This window comes from Nitratireductor sp. XY-223 (assembly GCF_004959855.1).
In the GTDB taxonomy this organism is placed as follows: Bacteria; Pseudomonadota; Alphaproteobacteria; order Rhizobiales; family Rhizobiaceae; genus Hoeflea_A.
Genome location: NZ_SPNT01000001.1, coordinates 861,545 through 878,752 on the forward strand (window position 1 = coordinate 861,545; position 17,208 = coordinate 878,752).

18 protein-coding genes are annotated in these 17,208 nt (G+C 62.0%); 14 read left to right on the forward strand and 4 right to left on the reverse strand.

Going from position 1 to position 17,208, the window contains the following annotated elements:
• Positions 1-31 precede the first annotated feature (31 nt).
• The 6 genes from E4M07_RS03810 (at position 32) to E4M07_RS03835 (ending at position 5,429) form a co-directional block, all read left to right on the forward strand.
• On the forward strand, positions 32-526 hold the full coding sequence (locus E4M07_RS03810) for a flavin reductase (RefSeq protein WP_246660352.1): 495 nt from the start codon (positions 32-34) through the stop codon (positions 524-526).
• Positions 527-625: 99 nt separating this feature from the next.
• Entirely contained in the window at positions 626-1,495 is an 870-nt protein-coding gene (locus E4M07_RS03815) for a MoxR family ATPase (protein WP_136657493.1), read from the forward strand.
• A gap of 27 nt (positions 1,496-1,522) precedes the next feature.
• Entirely contained in the window at positions 1,523-2,746 is a 1,224-nt protein-coding gene (locus E4M07_RS03820; RefSeq protein WP_136656945.1) for a VWA domain-containing protein, read from the forward strand.
• Between the two features lie 11 nt (positions 2,747-2,757).
• Positions 2,758-3,087 (forward strand): XdhC family protein, encoded by a 330-nt coding sequence (locus tag E4M07_RS03825; RefSeq protein ID WP_136656946.1) that lies wholly within the window; start codon positions 2,758-2,760, stop codon positions 3,085-3,087.
• A 3-nt stretch (positions 3,088-3,090) separates the two neighbouring features.
• Positions 3,091-3,783, forward strand: coding sequence for an XdhC family protein (locus tag E4M07_RS03830; RefSeq protein WP_136656947.1), 693 nt, complete (start codon positions 3,091-3,093; stop codon positions 3,781-3,783).
• Positions 3,780-5,429 (forward strand): molybdopterin-binding/glycosyltransferase family 2 protein, encoded by a 1,650-nt coding sequence (locus tag E4M07_RS03835; protein WP_136656948.1) that lies wholly within the window; start codon positions 3,780-3,782, stop codon positions 5,427-5,429. Before E4M07_RS03830 ends, E4M07_RS03835 begins: the two co-directional genes overlap by 4 nt.
• Position 5,430: 1 nt before the next feature.
• Here E4M07_RS03835 and E4M07_RS03840 read toward each other — a convergent pair whose 3' ends face one another.
• Complete coding sequence (locus E4M07_RS03840) at positions 5,431-6,627, reverse strand: cystathionine beta-lyase (protein ID WP_136656949.1); 1,197 nt, start codon at positions 6,625-6,627, stop codon at positions 5,431-5,433.
• Positions 6,628-6,957: 330 nt separating this feature from the next.
• Between E4M07_RS03840 and E4M07_RS03845 the strand changes: the two genes are divergently transcribed.
• The 4 genes from E4M07_RS03845 to E4M07_RS03860 all read left to right on the forward strand — a co-directional run bounded on the left by E4M07_RS03845 (position 6,958) and on the right by E4M07_RS03860 (position 11,516).
• A complete protein-coding gene (locus E4M07_RS03845; RefSeq protein ID WP_136656950.1) occupies positions 6,958-7,977 on the forward strand; it encodes an amino acid ABC transporter substrate-binding protein in 1,020 nt (339 codons plus the stop codon).
• A 145-nt stretch (positions 7,978-8,122) separates the two neighbouring features.
• The gene (locus tag E4M07_RS03850; protein WP_136656951.1) at positions 8,123-9,319 is read left to right on the forward strand and encodes an amino acid ABC transporter permease; all 1,197 of its coding nucleotides are present in this window, start codon (positions 8,123-8,125) and stop codon (positions 9,317-9,319) included.
• A gap of 4 nt (positions 9,320-9,323) precedes the next feature.
• Positions 9,324-10,703 carry an amino acid ABC transporter permease gene (locus E4M07_RS03855; RefSeq protein WP_136656952.1) on the forward strand — a complete coding sequence of 460 codons (1,380 nt, stop codon included), beginning with the start codon at positions 9,324-9,326 and terminating at the stop codon, positions 10,701-10,703.
• A 15-nt stretch (positions 10,704-10,718) separates the two neighbouring features.
• Entirely contained in the window at positions 10,719-11,516 is a 798-nt protein-coding gene (locus E4M07_RS03860) for an amino acid ABC transporter ATP-binding protein (RefSeq protein WP_136656953.1), read from the forward strand.
• Positions 11,517-11,568: 52 nt separating this feature from the next.
• Here the strand turns inward: E4M07_RS03860 and E4M07_RS03865 are convergent, their stop codons facing one another.
• Positions 11,569-12,750 carry an FAD-dependent monooxygenase gene (locus tag E4M07_RS03865; protein WP_136656954.1) on the reverse strand — a complete coding sequence of 394 codons (1,182 nt, stop codon included), beginning with the start codon at positions 12,748-12,750 and terminating at the stop codon, positions 11,569-11,571.
• 130 nt (positions 12,751-12,880) lie between these two features.
• Positions 12,881-13,126 (reverse strand): zinc-finger domain-containing protein, encoded by a 246-nt coding sequence (locus tag E4M07_RS03870; RefSeq protein WP_136656955.1) that lies wholly within the window; start codon positions 13,124-13,126, stop codon positions 12,881-12,883.
• 266 nt (positions 13,127-13,392) lie between these two features.
• On the opposite strand from E4M07_RS03870, the gene E4M07_RS03875 reads away from it, so the two are divergent.
• Together E4M07_RS03875 and E4M07_RS03880 are read left to right on the forward strand one after the other, a co-directional pair.
• Positions 13,393-14,175 carry an alpha/beta fold hydrolase gene (locus E4M07_RS03875; protein WP_136656956.1) on the forward strand — a complete coding sequence of 261 codons (783 nt, stop codon included), beginning with the start codon at positions 13,393-13,395 and terminating at the stop codon, positions 14,173-14,175.
• A complete protein-coding gene (locus tag E4M07_RS03880) occupies positions 14,172-15,077 on the forward strand; it encodes an alpha/beta hydrolase (protein WP_246660353.1) in 906 nt (301 codons plus the stop codon). The genes E4M07_RS03875 and E4M07_RS03880 overlap by 4 nt, the downstream gene beginning before the upstream one ends.
• Before the next feature lie 20 nt (positions 15,078-15,097).
• Here the strand turns inward: E4M07_RS03880 and E4M07_RS03885 are convergent, their stop codons facing one another.
• A complete protein-coding gene (locus tag E4M07_RS03885) occupies positions 15,098-15,901 on the reverse strand; it encodes an enoyl-CoA hydratase-related protein (protein ID WP_136656957.1) in 804 nt (267 codons plus the stop codon).
• A 154-nt stretch (positions 15,902-16,055) separates the two neighbouring features.
• On the opposite strand from E4M07_RS03885, the gene cysE reads away from it, so the two are divergent.
• The gene (gene cysE, locus E4M07_RS03890; RefSeq protein ID WP_136656958.1) at positions 16,056-16,874 is read left to right on the forward strand and encodes a serine O-acetyltransferase; all 819 of its coding nucleotides are present in this window, start codon (positions 16,056-16,058) and stop codon (positions 16,872-16,874) included.
• Positions 16,875-16,992: 118 nt separating this feature from the next.
• Entirely contained in the window at positions 16,993-17,205 is a 213-nt protein-coding gene (locus E4M07_RS03895; RefSeq protein ID WP_136656959.1) for a DUF3126 family protein, read from the forward strand.
• Positions 17,206-17,208: the final 3 nt, after the last annotated feature.

Sequence of the window (17,208 nt, forward strand, 5' to 3'; positions counted from 1 at the left end):
ATACATGCCCGAATGCCACTGGAGACGTTGCGTGTTGGAACGAAGGACCGTTCTGTCCGAGGACTACAGGAATGCCATGGCCCATTACGCGGGCCACGTGCAGCTCGTCACGACCGAACTCGGCGGCGTGCGGCGCGGTGTCACCGTGACGGCGGCCTGTTCGGTCTCGGATGAGCCGCCGATCGTGCTCGTGTGCCTCAACAAGTCCAATCCCAACAACACGATTTTCTTGGAAAGCAAGCGCTTCGCGCTCAACACGCTGGCCGTGCAGCACCAGTCGATGGCGGCCGCTTTCGCGGGTTTCGATCAAAAGAGCGCCGACGAGCGCTTCGCGATGGCCGAGTGGGACACGATTTCGACCGGCAGTCCGACCCTGAGCGATGCCATGGCGGTGTTCGATTGCAATCTCTCCGACCACAAAGTCATGGCCACGCACATGGTGCTGTTCGGAGAGGTCGTCGGATTGCGCATTGGCGAGATGCAGTCGTCGCTGCTGTTTCTGGATCGGCAGTGGCGAAGCCTTTGACGACCGCCAGTTGCCGGCCCCGACCAATTTCTTGAGGATCATGCCTTGACCAACAAGCCGAAACCCATTCCAGGCTCGATCGACGAAACACTCGAATTGATGGACAGCCAGGACTATGTCGCCAGCCGCGCTCTGGCGACCGTTCTGTTCCTGAGCCTGAAAATGAAGCGTCCGCTCCTGCTGGAGGGCGAGGCAGGCGTCGGCAAGACCGAGATCGCCAAGATCCTGGCGCGGGGCCTGAACCGTCCGCTGATCCGACTCCAGTGCTACGAGGGCCTCGATATCTCGACGGCCGTCTACGAGTGGAACTATCCGGCGCAGATGCTGGAGATCCGGTTGTCGGAAGCCTCCGGCGAGACCGATCGATCGGCCATCGAGCGCAATATTTTCTCCGACGACTACCTGATCCGCCGGCCGGTCCTGCAGGCGCTGTCCGCCAAGCAGGGCGGCGCGCCGATATTCCTTATCGACGAGCTCGACCGCACCGATGAGGCGTTCGAAGCCTATCTTCTCGAACTGCTTTCCGAATACCAGGTGTCGATACCGGAGATCGGAGTCGTCAAGGCGGACGAGCCGCCGATCGTGATCATCACGACAAACCGGACCCGGGAGATCCACGACGCGCTCAAGCGCCGCTGCCTCTATCACTGGGTGGATTATCCGACCGCGGAGGCGGAGCTCGAGATCGTGCAGCGCAAGGTGCCGGGATGCAATGCCGCCTTGTCGAAGGAACTCGTCGGCTACGTGCAGAAGCTCAGAACGCTCGACCTCTTCAAGAATCCGGGTGTCGCCGAGACCATCGACTGGGCCAGTGCCCTGACGGAACTCGACAGCGTCGCGCTCGATCCCGAAGTGATCTCCGATACGATCGGAACGCTGTTGAAGTACCAGGACGATATCGCGCGTATCGAAGAGGGCGAAGGCAGGAAACTCCTGGAGGAAGTGAAGTCCGAGCTCGCCGCCGTCTGAGCGGGCGAACCGGACAGGGTTCAAAGCATGACCGATATCGCCAAGCCGAAACCGGACGGACGGCTCGCCGACAACATCGTCTTTTTCGCCCGCGCCCTCAGGCGCGCCGGCATGCGTGTCGGCCCGGCCGCGGTCACCGACGCAGTCGAGGCCGTCCGGATAACCGGCATCGGTTCGCGCGAGGATTTCTACTGGACGCTTCACTCGATTTTCGTCAACCGGCACGAGGATCATGCGGTCTTCGACGAGGCATTCCGCCTGTTCTGGCGATCGCGCAATCTCATCGAAAAGATGATCGCGATGTTCTCGCCGGTGGCGCTGGAGCAGCGCGAACGGGAAAAGCAGCGCGCCGGAGAAACCAGGGCGAGCCAGGCGATGCAGCAACGGGACGAACGGCGTCCGCAACGGGACGAGCCGGAAATCGAGATCGACGCGCGGTTCACGAGTTCGGGGCGGGAGGTGCTCAGAAAAATGGATTTCGCGCAGATGACCGCGGAAGAAATCGTCGAGGCCAAGCGGGCCCTGTCGCGCCTGATCCTCCCTTTCGACCGGGTCCGCACCCGCCGCTACGCGCCAAGCCACCGGCCGTTGAAAGTCGATCCGCGCGCCACGATGCGGACGGCCCTGAAGACCGGCGGGTCGTTGATTCTGCCGCGCTTCCGCGAGCCCAGGATGGTGCATCCGCCGCTCGTCGTGCTGGCCGACATCTCGGGGTCCATGAGCCAGTATACAAGGGTGTTTCTGCACTTCCTCCATGTGCTGACCGAGAAACGCCGCCGGGTTCACACCTTCCTGTTCGGGACGCGTCTGACCAACGTCACGCGGCAGATGCGTTACCGTGACCCCGATGAGGCATTGGAGGAATGCGCCGCGGCGGTCGAGGACTGGTCGGGCGGGACACGCATTGCCGATACGCTCTCCGAGTTCAACCGCTTGTGGTCGCGCCGTGTCCTGTCCCAGGGGGCGGTCGTGCTGCTGATCAGCGACGGGCTCGAACGCGAAGGCGTCGGCGACCTGCCGCATCAGATGGAGAGGCTACACAAATCCTGCCGGCGGCTGATCTGGCTCAATCCGTTGCTGCGCTTCGAGGGATTCGAGGCGCGCGCCATGGGCGTGCGGGCGATGCTGCCGCATGTTGACGAGTTCAGGCCGGTGCACAATCTAGAAGCCCTGTCGGACCTGGTCGACGCGCTGGAAGGACAGGGCAATGTGTCGACCGATCCGCGACGGTTTCTGTCTCGCGCAGCCTAGGGAGCAATGCGATGAACGATACTCAAGAACCGCTGGACCCGCTGACCGTGGCCGAACGCTGGGCGGGCGAGGGAAGGGACGTGGCGATCGCCACCGTTGTCGAGACCTGGGGTTCGGCGCCGCGGCCGGTCGGAAGTCACCTCGTCATCGACGGCGAAGGCAATTTTCACGGTTCGGTTTCGGGCGGCTGCGTCGAGGGCGCGGTCGTCAGCGAGGCCATTGACGTGATGTCGGAAGGCAGACCGCGGGTGCTGGAGTTCGGCGTTGCCGACGAGACCGCGTGGCAGGTGGGTCTTTCCTGCGGCGGGCGGATCCGCGTTTTTGTCGAAAAGCTGAGGTAGTTCGTGGACACGGACCTTTTAAAGCAGTTGAACGAGGAGCGGCAGGCGCGCCGGGCGGCGATCCTGATCACCGATCTCGGGGATGGCAGCGGACGCCTGCTGCGCGAGGGCGAGAGCGCCGGCGACGCATTCGGCGACGCTGCCGAGCGCGCCTTCCGGAGCGGCAAGTCGGCTGTCGTCGAAGCGGACGGCCGTGATTATTTTCTCAATGTGCACCTGCCGCCCGCCAGGCTCGTCGTCATCGGCGCGGTGCACATATCGCAGGCGCTGGCGCCGATGGCCCGTATCGCCGGCTTCGACATGACCGTCATCGATCCGCGGACCGCCTTTGCAACGCAGGAGCGCTTCAGCGGTGTCGAATTGCTCGCGGAGTGGCCCGATGAGGTGCTCGAACGCGTACCGCTCGATGCCTACACGGCACTTGCCGCCGTAACCCACGATCCGAAGATCGACGATTTTCCGCTTAAATGCGCGCTGGAGGCCGGGTGTTTCTATGTCGGCGCGCTCGGCAGCCGCAAGACGCATGCGAAACGGGTGGAGCGGCTGAAGGAACTGGGACTAGACGACAACAGGATCGGCCGCATCTCCGCGCCGATCGGTCTCGATATCGGAGCCTCAAGCCCGTCGGAGATCGCGGTCGCCATTTTGGCCGAAGTTATCGCCGCCCTGCGCAAGCGGCAGGTGGCGGTCCGTTGAAGTTCGGCGCGGTCAAGACTGATGACGCCTTGGGCGCCGTTCTGGCGCATTCGCTGAAGACGGGGAAACTGCGGCTCAAGAAGGGACGGGTTCTTGGCGCCGTCGACCTGGAAGCGTTGCGGGCGGCGGGCGTCTCCGAAGTGATCGCAGCGCAACTCGAACCCGGCGATGTCGGCGAGGACGAAGCTGCGACGCGGCTCGCCGACGCGCTCGACGCACCGCTTGTGCGTGCCGGTCCCGCGGCGACAGGCCGGGTCAATCTGTTTGCCGAGCGGAGCGGATTGTTCCGCGCGGAATCAGTGAAGGTGGACCGTTTCAACCGCATCGATCCGGCGATTACCCTGGCAACCATCGCCGACCACCAGCAGGTTTCCGCCGGCGACATGGTTGCGACGGTCAAGATCATTCCGCTCGCCGTCGGCGGCGCAAGCCTGGAGCGGGCGGCGGAGGCCATCGCCAGCCCCGGAACGATGGGTGTTCGCCCGTTCGACAGCGCGCGCGTCGGATTGGTCGCAACCGAGCTTCCCTCGCTGAAGACATCGGTCATGGACAAGACGGCACGCCTGCTCCAGGAAAGGCTGAACGCGTCGGACAGCACGCTGATCGAAGAAGTCAGGACTGCGCACAATGCCGAAGCGGTCGGCGAGGCGGTTGCGGCGCTAAAGGAGAAGTCGGACATCATCATCGCTTTCGGCGCGTCGGCGATCGTCGACGGCGACGATGTCATTCCCGCCGGCATCCGGCTTGCGGGCGGTGTCGTCGATCACGTCGGTATGCCGGTGGATCCCGGCAACCTGCTGGTGCTGGCCCATATCGGCGACGTGCCCGTCATCGGTGCGCCCGGGTGCGCGCGCAGCCCGAAGGAAAACGGTTTCGACTGGATCCTGGCGCGGATCCTTGCAGGGGAGCGGCCTGATTCGGACGTCATCACCGCAATGGGTGTCGGCGGTCTGTTGAAGGAAATTCCCAGCCGGCCGCAGCCCCGGCTCGCCGGCAGACCGACACAAAAGGAGGAACCGCCCGTGGAGATCGTGGTGCTGGCGGCCGGGCAGGCGAGCCGCATGGGCGTGGCCGCCGGCGATGCGGATCGGGCCGCCACACCGCCGCACAAGCTGCTGGCCGAATTCGACGGTGTGCCGCTGATCCGGCGCTCCTGCGAGACCGCGCTCGCGAGCAAGGCGAGGGCGGTCCATGTGGTCACCGGCTTTCGCGGCAATGACATGGGGAGCGCTCTCGCCGGCCTCGATGTGTCGTTGATCGACAATCCCGACTACGAAGAGGGCATGGCCTCGTCGCTGCGCCGCGGCGTTTCCGCCCTCAGCCCGCAGGCGCGCGGCGTGCTGGTGATGCTTGCCGACATGCCGGCCATCACGAGCGCGCACCTCGATGCGCTGATCGATGCATTTCGCGCGGCCGGCGGAAATGTCGTCGTGCGCGCGGCCAGCGGCCAGGTCCGCGGAAACCCGGTGGTCCTGCCGCGCGAGACTTTCGACGCCGTCATGCGGCTGGAGGGCGATGTGGGTGCCCGCCAGATCATCGCCTCCGCCGGACTGCAGGTTATCGATGTCGATATCGGCGATGCCGCGCTGGTCGATGTCGACACCAGGCAAGCGGTTCTGGATGCGGGCGGGGTTTTGAGGGGATAGACTAGCCGGCAACCCGTTTCGACGCTTCAAGGCCGCGTTCGATGTCGGCGAGCAGGTCAGCCGCATCCTCAAGCCCGATCTGCAGCCGGATCACGGGTCCCATTGCAGGGCCTTCGGCAATCGTCCTGTCCTCGAGCCAGACATGGACGGCGAGGCTCTCGAAGCCTCCCCAGGAATAGCCGAGACCGAAGATCTGCAACGCGTCGAGGAAGGCGTGCGCCTTCTTGCGCTGAACGGCGCGGGACGGGCCGCCGTCAAGCACGATTGAAAACAGGCCGCTCGCCCCCTTGAAGTCGCGCTTCCAGATCTCATGCCCCGGGAAATTCGGCAAAGCCGGGTGGAGGACGCCGGAAACGCCCTCGCGCCCCTCGATCTCGCGGGCGATTTCAAGGGCGGATTTTTCATGCTGGGCAAGACGCACGCCCATGGTGCGCAGGCCGCGCAGCACAAGATAGGTGTCGTCGGGGTTTGCGCAAACGCCGAGATTGGTCTTGGCGTCCTCGAGTTGCCGCCAGTGCTTTTCGTTCGCCGAGACGAGCCCCATGAGGACATCCGAGTGGCCTGCCGGATATTTGGTTGCCGCGTGGATGCTGATATCGACGCCGAAATCAAGCGGCTTGAAATAAAGCGGTGTCGCCCAGGTGTTGTCCATCATCACCACGGCACCGTGTTTGTGTGACACCTCCGCAATGGCCGGTATATCCTGGATTTCCATGGTGTTGGACCCGGGCGATTCCGTAAAGACCACCTTGGTATTGGGCTTTATCAGTGCGTCGATGCCGGCACCCACCAACGGGTCGTAGTAGGTTACCTCAACACCCAGCTTGCGCAGCATGTTGTCGCAGAAGCGGCGGGTCGGATTGTATACGGAATCGACGACAAGGACGTGATCGCCGCTGCCCAGGAACGCCAACAGGGGAACCGTGACGGCGGCCAGTCCCGAGGGGACGATGATGGTGCCGGCCGAACCTTCGAGTTCATTGACCGCGTCGGCCAGAGCATCGGTTGTCGGGGTGGCATGCGTGCCGTAGCGGTATTTCTGGTTGAGACCTTCCATGGTCGCCGAATCCGGGAAAAGTACGGTCGACGCGTGTACAACCGGCGGATTGACAAAGCCGTGGTATTCGTGCGGGTCGTTGCCCGAATGAGCGAGCCTGGTATTGACACCCCAGCCTGCCCGGTTGTTGCTCTTGGTCATACTGGTCCCTTGCATGTCAGTCGTGGCCACGTCCGTTTAACCTGTCAGCCAACACATTTCAAAGGGCAATATTGTCGCCACGAATTCAAATTCGGACATTCTGTCCAGTCTCGCCATCTCGTTGGCGCATTTAACCAAATTGGGCACGAAATGTCGGATTCTGGACATAGGCACTTGACCGCAGCGGCGATTTCGGAATGTGATAGCGGCGTCGTAAGCGCGGTCGGGAAAGCATGGCGCCGTATTCAAGCATGGCGCCGCATTGTGTAGGCTTTCCCTGTCGGGCTTATTGGGAGTGACACACAGGGCAATAGAAAAGGTTTGTATACAATGAAAAAAAGAATCCTGTCGGCGATCGTCGGCACAGCGGTATTGGGCTTTGCTGCCGGAACCGCATCCGCCGCGACGCTGGATGATGTGAAATCGAAAGATTCGCTGCAGTGTGGTGTTAGCCAGGGACTGCCCGGATTTTCCAACCCGGACCAGGACGGCAATTGGTCTGGTCTGGACGTTGATTTCTGCCGCGCAGTCGCCGCTGCGATTTTCGGCGATGCTTCGAAAGTAAAATTCACGCCGCTGTCGGCCAAGGAGCGCTTTACGGCGCTGCAGTCCGGCGACGTGGACATCCTTTCCCGCAACACCACCTGGACCATGAGCCGCGACACAGCGCTCGGACTGAACTTCTCGGTTGTCAACTACTATGACGGTCAGGGCTTCATGGTGCGTAAGGATCTCGGCGTCAATTCGGCGCTTGAACTTTCCGGCGCATCGATCTGCACCAACACCGGCACGACGACAGAACTCAACGTTGCCGACTATTTCCGTGCCAACAACATGGAATATGAGCTGGTGGCATTCGAGAAGGCCGACGAAGTGGTTGCCGCGTACGACGCCGGCCGCTGCGACGTTTACACGACTGACCAGTCCGGCCTTTATGCGCAGCGTCTGAAGCTGACAGATCCGGCCGCTCACGTGGTTCTTCCGGAGATCATCTCCAAGGAGCCGCTCGGACCGGTCGTGCGCCAGGGTGACGACCAGTGGCTGAACATCATCAAGTGGACGCATTTCGCCATGCTCAATGCCGAGGAACTCGGCGTCACGCAGGCAAATGTCGACGAGATGAAAAACAGCGACAATCCCTCCATTAAGCGCCTGCTTGGTACCGAGGGCGAGTTCGGTGGTGCCATCGGTCTCAGCAACGACTGGGCGTACAATGTCATCAAGGAAATCGGCAACTACGGCGAATCCTTTGACAGAAACGTCGGTCCTGACACACCGCTGGCAATCTCGCGCGGCGTGAACGCGCAGTGGAACGACGGCGGCCTTCAGTACGGTCCGCCGATCCGCTAAGCGAACGGTATCCCTGCCCGGCGGTCATACCAACCGCCGGGCAGACCTTATCAAGAACAATGAATTGATCCGCCGGCAAGGCGGACGTGGGGAATAAAAGGGCCCGGTTGCCGTCTTCTGCGCGACACGGGTGGGAGATTTCGAAATGGCTTTGCAAGACGTTTCGCAGGACGTCGGTCAGCCAAAGGTCGCACTGTTTAACGATCCAAAGGTACGCGGCTGGGTTTACCAGGTCGTGCTGCTGGTGGTCATCGTCTACCTGGTCGTCGTCGGCGTCCAGAACATGTTTGCGAACCTGGCCGCGCAAAACATCGCATCCGGATTCGGCTTTATCGGGCGCAATGCCGGATTTGCGATCAGCCAGTCTTTGCTGGAATACAACCAGGCTGAATCGAGTTACGGCAAGGTCTATATCGTCGGCCTTCTCAACACGATCTCGATCGCCTTCATCGGTATCTTACTGGCAACCGTGTTGGGCTTTCTGATCGGGATCGCGCGCTTGTCGCACAACTTCATCGTGCGCGGCGTGGCAACAGTCTATGTGGAGATATTCCGCAATATCCCGCTGCTTTTGCATATCTTCATCTGGTATTTCGGCGTTCTGCGCCTTCTGCCGCACCCGCGCAACAGCGGTGATCTCGGTTGGCTTGGCCTGTTGAACAACCGCGGCTGGTTTGCACCGAAACCGCTGCCGCAGGAATTGTTCTTCATTACCGCCATCGCCTTTATTGTCGGGATTGTCGTCACGATTTTCATCTCGCGCTGGTCGCGTCAGCGGCAAGCCAAGACCGGGCAGCAGTTCCCGGTTTTCTGGACCGGCATGGGGTTGATCCTCGGACTGCCGGTACTGGTTTTCCTGGTCACCGGGCTGCCGCTGGAGTTCGACTATCCGGTCGCCGGCGGCTTCCGTCCGAGCGGCGGCATGACGGTCATCCCGGAATTCATAGCCATGCTGCTGGCCCTGTCCACCTATACCGCGGCCTTTATCGCGGAGATCGTGCGGGCGGGCATCATGGCCGTGAACAAAGGTCAGACGGAGGCGTCGCACGCGCTCGGGCTGCGTCATGGTCCGACCCTCCGGCTGGTAATCATTCCGCAGGCCATGCGGGTGATCATCCCGCCGTTGACCAGCCAGTATCTGAACCTGACGAAAAACTCGTCGCTGGCCGTCGCGATCGCATACCCGGACCTCGTGTCGGTGTTTGCAGGTACGGCGCTCAACCAGACGGGACAGGCGGTCGAGATCCTCGGCATGACCATGCTGACTTATCTCGGGCTGTCGCTTCTGACCGCAGCGTTCATGAACTGGTACAACGCCAAGATGGCATTGGTGGAGAGGTAGGACCATGGCAAATTCAGCTGACAATACCTCCGTCGCCTTTGTCCGAAAGGAAATGGTCGAGGAGTCGGCAGCTCCGACGAGAGCTGTCGGCCTGGTGGCCTGGCTGCGTGGCAACCTGTTCTCGAACTGGGTCGATTCGATCATTACGCTGCTGATCCTGTACGTTTTGTACCTGATCATTCCGCCGCTTATGAATTTCGCGTTTTTCGATGCGATCTGGTCCGGCACAGACCGGGCCGCGTGCACGACGGAAGCGCAGGGCGGCGTCAGGGAGCCCGACTGGTTCGGCGGTTGCTGGGCCTATGTTGACGCCTATTTCAACCAATTCATTTACGGCCGCTATCCGGACGCCGAGCAGTGGCGCGTCAACATCGTGTTCGTGATGTTCTTCGGCGGACTGGCGCCGCTTCTCATTCCGGCGGTACCCTTCAAGCAGGCAAACATCATTTTCCTGAGCATCGTTTTCCCGGTAGCCTCGTTCGTCCTGCTGACCGGCGGTAACCTGCACTACACGGGATTCCTGCTGCCGAACTTCATCATGGAGGCCTCAGCCACCCGCTTCTGGGTCGATTATGTGATCGTGACACTCATCATACTGGCGATCGGTTACGGTGTCTCGAGGGGCACCGATTCCGATCCCGGCCCGATGATCACGATGGTGCTGTGGATCATGGGCGGCCTGGCGGTGGTGCTGGCGCTGTTCGCCATACCGTTTGGCTTGCAGCCCGTGGAAACGGACCGGTGGGGCGGGCTCCTCGTAACGCTCGTGATCGCGATCACCGGTATCGCGGTGTCGCTGCCCATCGGCATTGCGCTGGCTCTCGGCCGGCGCTCGAACATGCCGATTGTCAAGCTGTTCTCGGTGATCTTCATCGAGTTCTGGCGCGGCGTGCCGCTGATCACCGTGCTGTTCATGTCGTCGGTGATGCTGCCGCTTTTCCTGCCGGAAGGCGTGCATTTCGACAAGCTGCTGCGCGCGCTGATCGGCGTTGCGATGTTCTCGGCCGCCTATATGGCCGAGGTGGTGCGCGGCGGATTGCAGGCGATCCCGAAGGGACAGTACGAGGGCGCCATGGCGCTCGGTCTCGGCTTCGGACAGATGATGCGCATGATCATCCTTCCGCAGGCACTGACCCTGGTCATTCCGGGCATCGTCAACACTTTCATCGGCCTGTTCAAGGACACGACGCTGGTGCTGATCATCGGCCTGTTCGATTTTCTCGGGCAGATTCAGTCGAGCTTCACCGACCCGACCTGGGCGTCGCCGGTGCAATTGGTCTCTGGCTACATGTTCGCGGCATTCGTCTATTTCTGCTTCTGCTTCGGCATGTCGCGCTATTCGGCCTATATGGAACGCCGGCTCGATACCGGTCACAAATCATAAGTTAGGGGAAGATCCATGTCTGATGAGTCAGTCCACGAAGTCGGCGAGGTCGACCGCTCCAAAATGACCGTGTCCGAGACGGACGTTGCGGTCGAGATCACCGACATGAACAAGTGGTACGGCGATTTCCACGTGCTGCGGGACATCAACCTGAAGGTCATGCGCGGCGAGCGCATCGTCATTGCCGGCCCGTCCGGTTCCGGAAAATCGACGATGATCCGCTGCATCAACCGGCTCGAGGAGCACCAGAAGGGGACGATCGTCGTCGACGGCATCGAGCTCACCAACGATCTTAAGAAGATCGACGAGGTGCGCCGCGAAGTCGGCATGGTGTTCCAGCATTTCAACCTGTTTCCGCATCTGACCATTATCGAAAACTGCACGCTGGCGCCGATCTGGGTGCGCAAGATGCCGAAGAAGGAAGCCGAGGATATCGCGATGCATTTCCTCGAGCGGGTCAAGATCCCCGAACAGGCGCACAAGTTCCCGGGACAGCTCTCCGGCGGTCAGCAGCAGCGAGTCGCCATCGCGCGGTCGCTGTGCATGAATCCGCGCATCATGCTGTTCGACGAGCCGACATCGGCGCTCGACCCGGAAATGATCAAGGAAGTGCTCGACACCATGGTCGGCCTTGCCGAGGAAGGCATGACGATGCTGTGCGTGACCCACGAAATGGGATTTGCGCGACAGGTGGCAAACCGCGTCATCTTCATGGACCAGGGCCAGATCGTCGAACAGAACGAGCCCGGCGAGTTCTTCGACAATCCGCAGCACGAGCGCACGAAGCTGTTCCTCAGCCAGATCCTGCACTAGGCGGGAACTTCATCTTTCAAAATTCGGCCGGCTGTTCGCCGGCCGTTTTGATTCAGCCGTGGCTAGAAACGGTGCCGGCGTCGTGGCCGTAGAGCCAGTCGAGATCGGCGGCCAGGCTTTCGCCCGAACGCGCCGACAAAACCGCGTTGCGCGCGATGCGGACAAGACCGCCGGCGTGATAGGCGAACTTGTTGAAATCGCCGCGCTTGCGCACCTTCGCGATGCGCGGTGAGCGGACGGTATCGAAACGGTCCAGGGTTTCGCGGACCTTTCCGCTCGCTGCCTCGAAGCAGGCGGCCAGGGCGCAGGCATCCTCGATCGCCATAGCTGCGCCCTGGGCCGCGTGCGGTGTCATGGCGTGTGCCGCATCGCCGATCAGGACTGTCCGGTCGCCGGCAATGAACGTGGTGTCGCGCACTTCGAACAGGGGCCAGTACCGCCAGGAAGCGCCGGCAAGCGCGGTCCTTATCGAGTCGTCCCAGCCGCTGAACAGATCGAGCAATGTTGCCGTGTCGCCGACATTGTCCCAGTTGCGGTCCGTGACCGCGCCCGGGGTGACCGCGACCGCGTTGAGAAATCCACGGCGGCCGAGCGGGTAGGTGACCAGATGCGTGCGCGGCGCCAGGAAGGCGTTGACGTTGTCCTGAAGCGCAAGGCCGGACAGCTCATCAAGCTGCAGCAGGCCGCGCCAGGCGATTGCGCCCGAGAAAGTCGCGGGGCCGCCGCCCGGCGCGAATTTCCGGATGGTTGACCAGACGCCGTCGGCGCCGACGATCATGTCGGGCTGTTCGCCGCACAGTTCCATCATCTGAGCGAGCAGCGCGTCCTCCGAGTTGGCCGAGATGTTTGTGCCCAAATGCAACCGAACCCCGGGCGCCGACTGCGCCGAGTCGGCAAGGATCCGCTGCAGGTCGGCCCGGTGGACCACCCCATAGGGCCCGTTCCAGCGCTCCGCCGCAATGCGGCCGACCGGAATCGCGTTGAACACATGAAGGTCGCTGCCCGAGAGCAACGCAAGGCTGGGCGGCTCCACCATGACCCGGGCAAGCTCACGCTCAATTCCCAGCCGGGCGAGCAGGCGGGTCACATTCGGGGAAAGCTGCAGTCCGGCGCCGACTTCATCGAGCGTGTCGCTGAACTCGGCAACGTCCACGCGGCAGCCGCACCGCGCGAATGCGAGCGCTGCGCACAGGCCGGCTATGCCGCCGCCGACAATGGCAATTTTTGGTTGCATTACGTATCAGAGCTGCTCACTGGTCGGAAATGCGCCGGAGCCGTGAGGAAACAACGCGGTCAAGCGCACGCAACCTACCAAATACCGGAATGGGGCGCCAGCCCGGCCGGGATGCAGCCCGGCATGGGGTTTACTCGGCCGGGACGACGAATTGGCACCCATCCGGCTGGGTCTGCTGGGCGTCCAGTTCGCTGTTATAGCGGTAAAGTGTTGAACAATATGGGCAAATTATTTCCTGTTCGTCACCCATGTCGAGAAATTCATGAGGATGGTCGAATGGTGCATTGGCGCCGACACACATGAATTTCTTCACGCCGACCTCGATCAGGGGATGTCCGGCATCGTTCTGGAAATGCGGGATGGGATGCCCGGCCATTTCTATACTCCATATTGTCGCAGTTCACGCGGAACATATACGCATGGTTGTCACATGTGTAGAGAAAATTTGCACTTCTATACGAGATTTCCCCCGGGAAGAGCTTATTAAAGTCGCGCATGCTTATCAATTCCACAACACACCATGTCAATCATGATCGATCGCGATATCCGTGACGCTAACCTGGCCGGCCATTTTTCACCGGCTGTTGAGAAATGTTCAAGATTGTCCTAATGCACTAATCGAAAGCCGACGGAGCCGGGACCATGGATATCGATCGCCTGCCGATGAGCGAATTCAGCAACGAGGGCGCGCGCATTGCGTTTCTCGACGCAGGCCCGCGCGACGGCTATCCCGTCCTGCTCATCCACGGCTTTGCATCCACTGCCCACGTGAACTGGGTATTCACCGGTTGGGTCAATACACTGAACCGGGCTGGATACCGCGTCATTGCGCTGGACAACCGGGGACACGGCGGCAGCGAGAAGTTCCACGACCCGGCATTCTATAAACCGGAAAAAATGGCCTCCGATTCGCTGGCGCTTCTGGACCACCTCGCAATCGGCAGCGCCCATGTCATGGGCTATTCAATGGGGGCGCGGCTGAGCGCGTTCCTGGCCATCGCCGCGCCGGAGCTGGTCAGTACGCTGGTGTTCGGCGGCCTCGGTTCCGGCATGACCGAGGGCGTCGGCGACTGGGGGCCGATCGCGGCGGCGCTGCTGGCTCCGTCCATCGATGATGTCGCGGATGAGAACGGCAGGGCCTTCCGCGCCTTCGCCGACCAGACAAAATCCGACCGGGTTGCCCTTGCGGCCTGCATCGAGGCCTCGCGGACACTGGTCACGGAGGACCAACTGGCCGGACTTGATATGCCGGCGCTGGTCGCGGTCGGCAGCCGGGACACCATCGCCGGCTCGGCCGAAAAGCTAGCGCGACAGCTGCCCGACGGGCGCGCGTTCGATATTGCCGGAAGGGATCACATGCTGGCGGTCGGGGACAAGACCTACAAGGCCGCGGTGATCGAGTTTTACAAGGAGCATGCCAATTGACGACTGAAGCAGACGCGGTGCGGAGTATCGGGACGGGTGTAGCAACCCATGAATTCACTGGCGCACAAGGCAACCGGCTCACCGCGAGCATCTATGAAGGCGGCGCGCGAACGGCGTTGTTCTTTCATGGCGGCGGACAGACACGGCACGCCTGGGACAATGCCGCGCGGGCGTTGCAGCGGGAAGGCTACACGGCAGTCACCGTCGATCTTCGCGGCCACGGCGACAGCGAGTGGGTTTCCGACCAGCGCTATGCCTTCGACGACTATGCCGCCGATATCGCGGCTGTCGCCGGTCAGGCTTTCGACACGTATGGCGGCGATCGTCCGATCGCCGTCGGCGCTTCGCTCGGCGGCATTTCATCGCTGGTGGCGCAGTACGAATCCGGACAATCGCTCTTTTCGGCACTCATCCTTGTCGACGTGACCCCCCGGATGCGGCGCGACGGCGTCGACCGCATTCTCGGTTTCATGTCCGACCGCATGCAGGACGGCTTCGGATCGCTCCAGGAAGCGGCCGACACGATCGCCGCCTATCTTCCGAACCGCGGCCGGCCGAAATCGCTGGACGGCCTGTCCAAGAACCTGCGGCTGGGCGAAGACGGGCGCTATCGCTGGCACTGGGATCCGGCATTCATCAGCGGGCCGCATCCCGTCAATTCCGGCAAGCTGCGGAGCGATGAATACCGGTTCGCGGCGACCAGGGCGCTGACCATTCCGACGCTGCTGGTGCGCGGAGGGCAATCGGAACTCGTATCGGAGGAAAACGCCGAAGAGTTCCTGAAACTGGTGCCGCATGCCAAGCTTGCGGACGTATCGGGCGCAGGCCATATGGTCGCCGGCGACCGCAATGACATATTCCTGCAGGCGATCATGGAATTCCTGAACGGCCTGGATAAATAGAACTTGCCGAGGGCGCCCGGCTACTTTCCGGTAAATTCCGGGCGTCGTTTTTCTCGGAATGCACGCCGGCCTTCCTCGTAATCCGCGCTTGTGAAGGTCGATTGCGCAATCTTCTCGGCCAGCGACCGGTCCTCTTCGCGGCTGGTCAGCGCCGCGCGGATCGAGGCCTTCGAGGCGCGGTTGGAGAGCGGCGCGTTGGCGCAGATCCGCTCGACCAGTTCCAGCGTCGTATCGCGCAGGTCCGCAACACCGCACACCGTCAGAATCAGTCCGGCGGAGTGGGCGTCGCGCGCCGTAATGCGCCTGCCGGTATAAAGCAGAACGCGCGCCATTTGCGGCCCCAGCGCCTCGACGATGTCGCTCATGGCGTCGACCGGATAGGCAAGGCCAAGGCGCCCGGCTGGGACCGAAAATATCGCATCGTTGCTGGCGATCCGCAGATCAGCCGCCGCGGCGAGCCCGAAGGCGCCGCCGAAGCACACGCCGCTGATCATGGCGACGACAGGCACCGGGCACTCCCGCACCGCGCGAAAGGCTGTCGCGTTTGACAGTTCGTAGTCCTGTGCGGTGCCGCTGTCCTGCCGTACCCGGTCGAACTCCGAAATGTCCGCGCCGGCGGAGAAATCCGTTCCCCCTTCTCCGTGCATGACGATGCAGCGAATGTCTCCTTGTGCGCACAGCCAGTCTAGCGCAGGCGGAATTTCGCGCCACATATCGAAGCTGATGGCGTTCTTACGTTGCGGACGGTTGAAGCTCAGGAAACCCGCATGGCCGTCAGTAGCCGCGTTCAGGGAACCATCCGCAAAACTATGGCGTGATTTCATCAAAAATATATCCGTTTGAATTTCAATCTATCTGGCCTATCTTTACCGGATGTTGTTCGGGGTGCGATAGGGATTGCACGGAATTGAACTGACCGGGGCCTCGGTGCCCCAGAATCATTGGAGCCCGGTGGGGCAATCGTCGGAGGATGAATACATGGTTGCTGGCAAGGCCCTGACGGCCGAGCAGGTCAAAACGATGGACCCCATTTGGGATGCCATTCGTACCGAAGCCCTCCAGGCGGCCGAGAACGATCCCGTTCTGGCCACCTATCACTATTCCACCATACTCAATTTCCGCACGCTGGAAGATGCGGTCATCCACCGCGTCTGTGAGCGTCTCGATCATCCCGACATGCCGACAAACCTGCTGCGGCAGACCTTTGAGGAAATGCTCGCGGACTGGCCGGAGTGGAGCTCGGTCCTGCGCGTCGACGTGCAGGCCGTCTATGACCGCGATCCGGCCTGCGACCGCTTCATTGAACCGGTTCTTTACTTCAAGGGATTCCATGCGATCCAGGCGCACCGGCTGGCCCATTGGCTGTGGGAGCAGGGGCGGTGCGACTACGCGCTTTATCTTCAGAGCCGGTCGTCGGAAGTCTTCCAGACGGATATCCATCCGGGCGTGCGCATGGGCAAGGGCATATTCCTCGACCATGCGACCGGACTGGTTATCGGCGGAACGGCGGTTATCGAGGACGATGTGTCGATCCTGCACGGCGTGACGCTCGGCGGAACCGGCAAGGAGCCGGGCGACCGCCACCCGAAGGTCCGCCACGGTGTGCTGATCGGGGCGGGCGCCAAGATCCTCGGCAATGTCGAGATCGGCTGCTGCTCGCGCATCGCCTCCGGATCCGTGGTGTTGCAGCCGGTTCCCGAGGCGACGACGGTGGCTGGCGTGCCAGCCCGCGTGGTCGGCAAGGCGGGCTGCAAGGAGCCGGCCCGCTCCATGGACCAGATCCTCGGCGACGAATAACGGGTCCGAAAAGCCTGACATGCGCGGCGTCAATTCGGTGGATTGGCGCCGCGGGGCTTTACACCCGGCGGATTGACAGGCAGAAAGCCGGCCGGGAAACAATCATACGGAGAGTGCCTTGAAGCCCGAAGAGCTGCGCAAGCTGGATTCCTATTTCAAAAAGACATTCAATCCGAACATGGCGGTGCGAGCACGGCCGCGAAAGGACGACTCCGCCGAAGTCTATATCGGCGACGAATTTCTCGGTGTCCTCTTCCGGGACGATGAGGACGGCGACCTGTCGTTCAATTTCTCGATGGCGATCCTGGATATCGATCTCGACGACCACTGACCG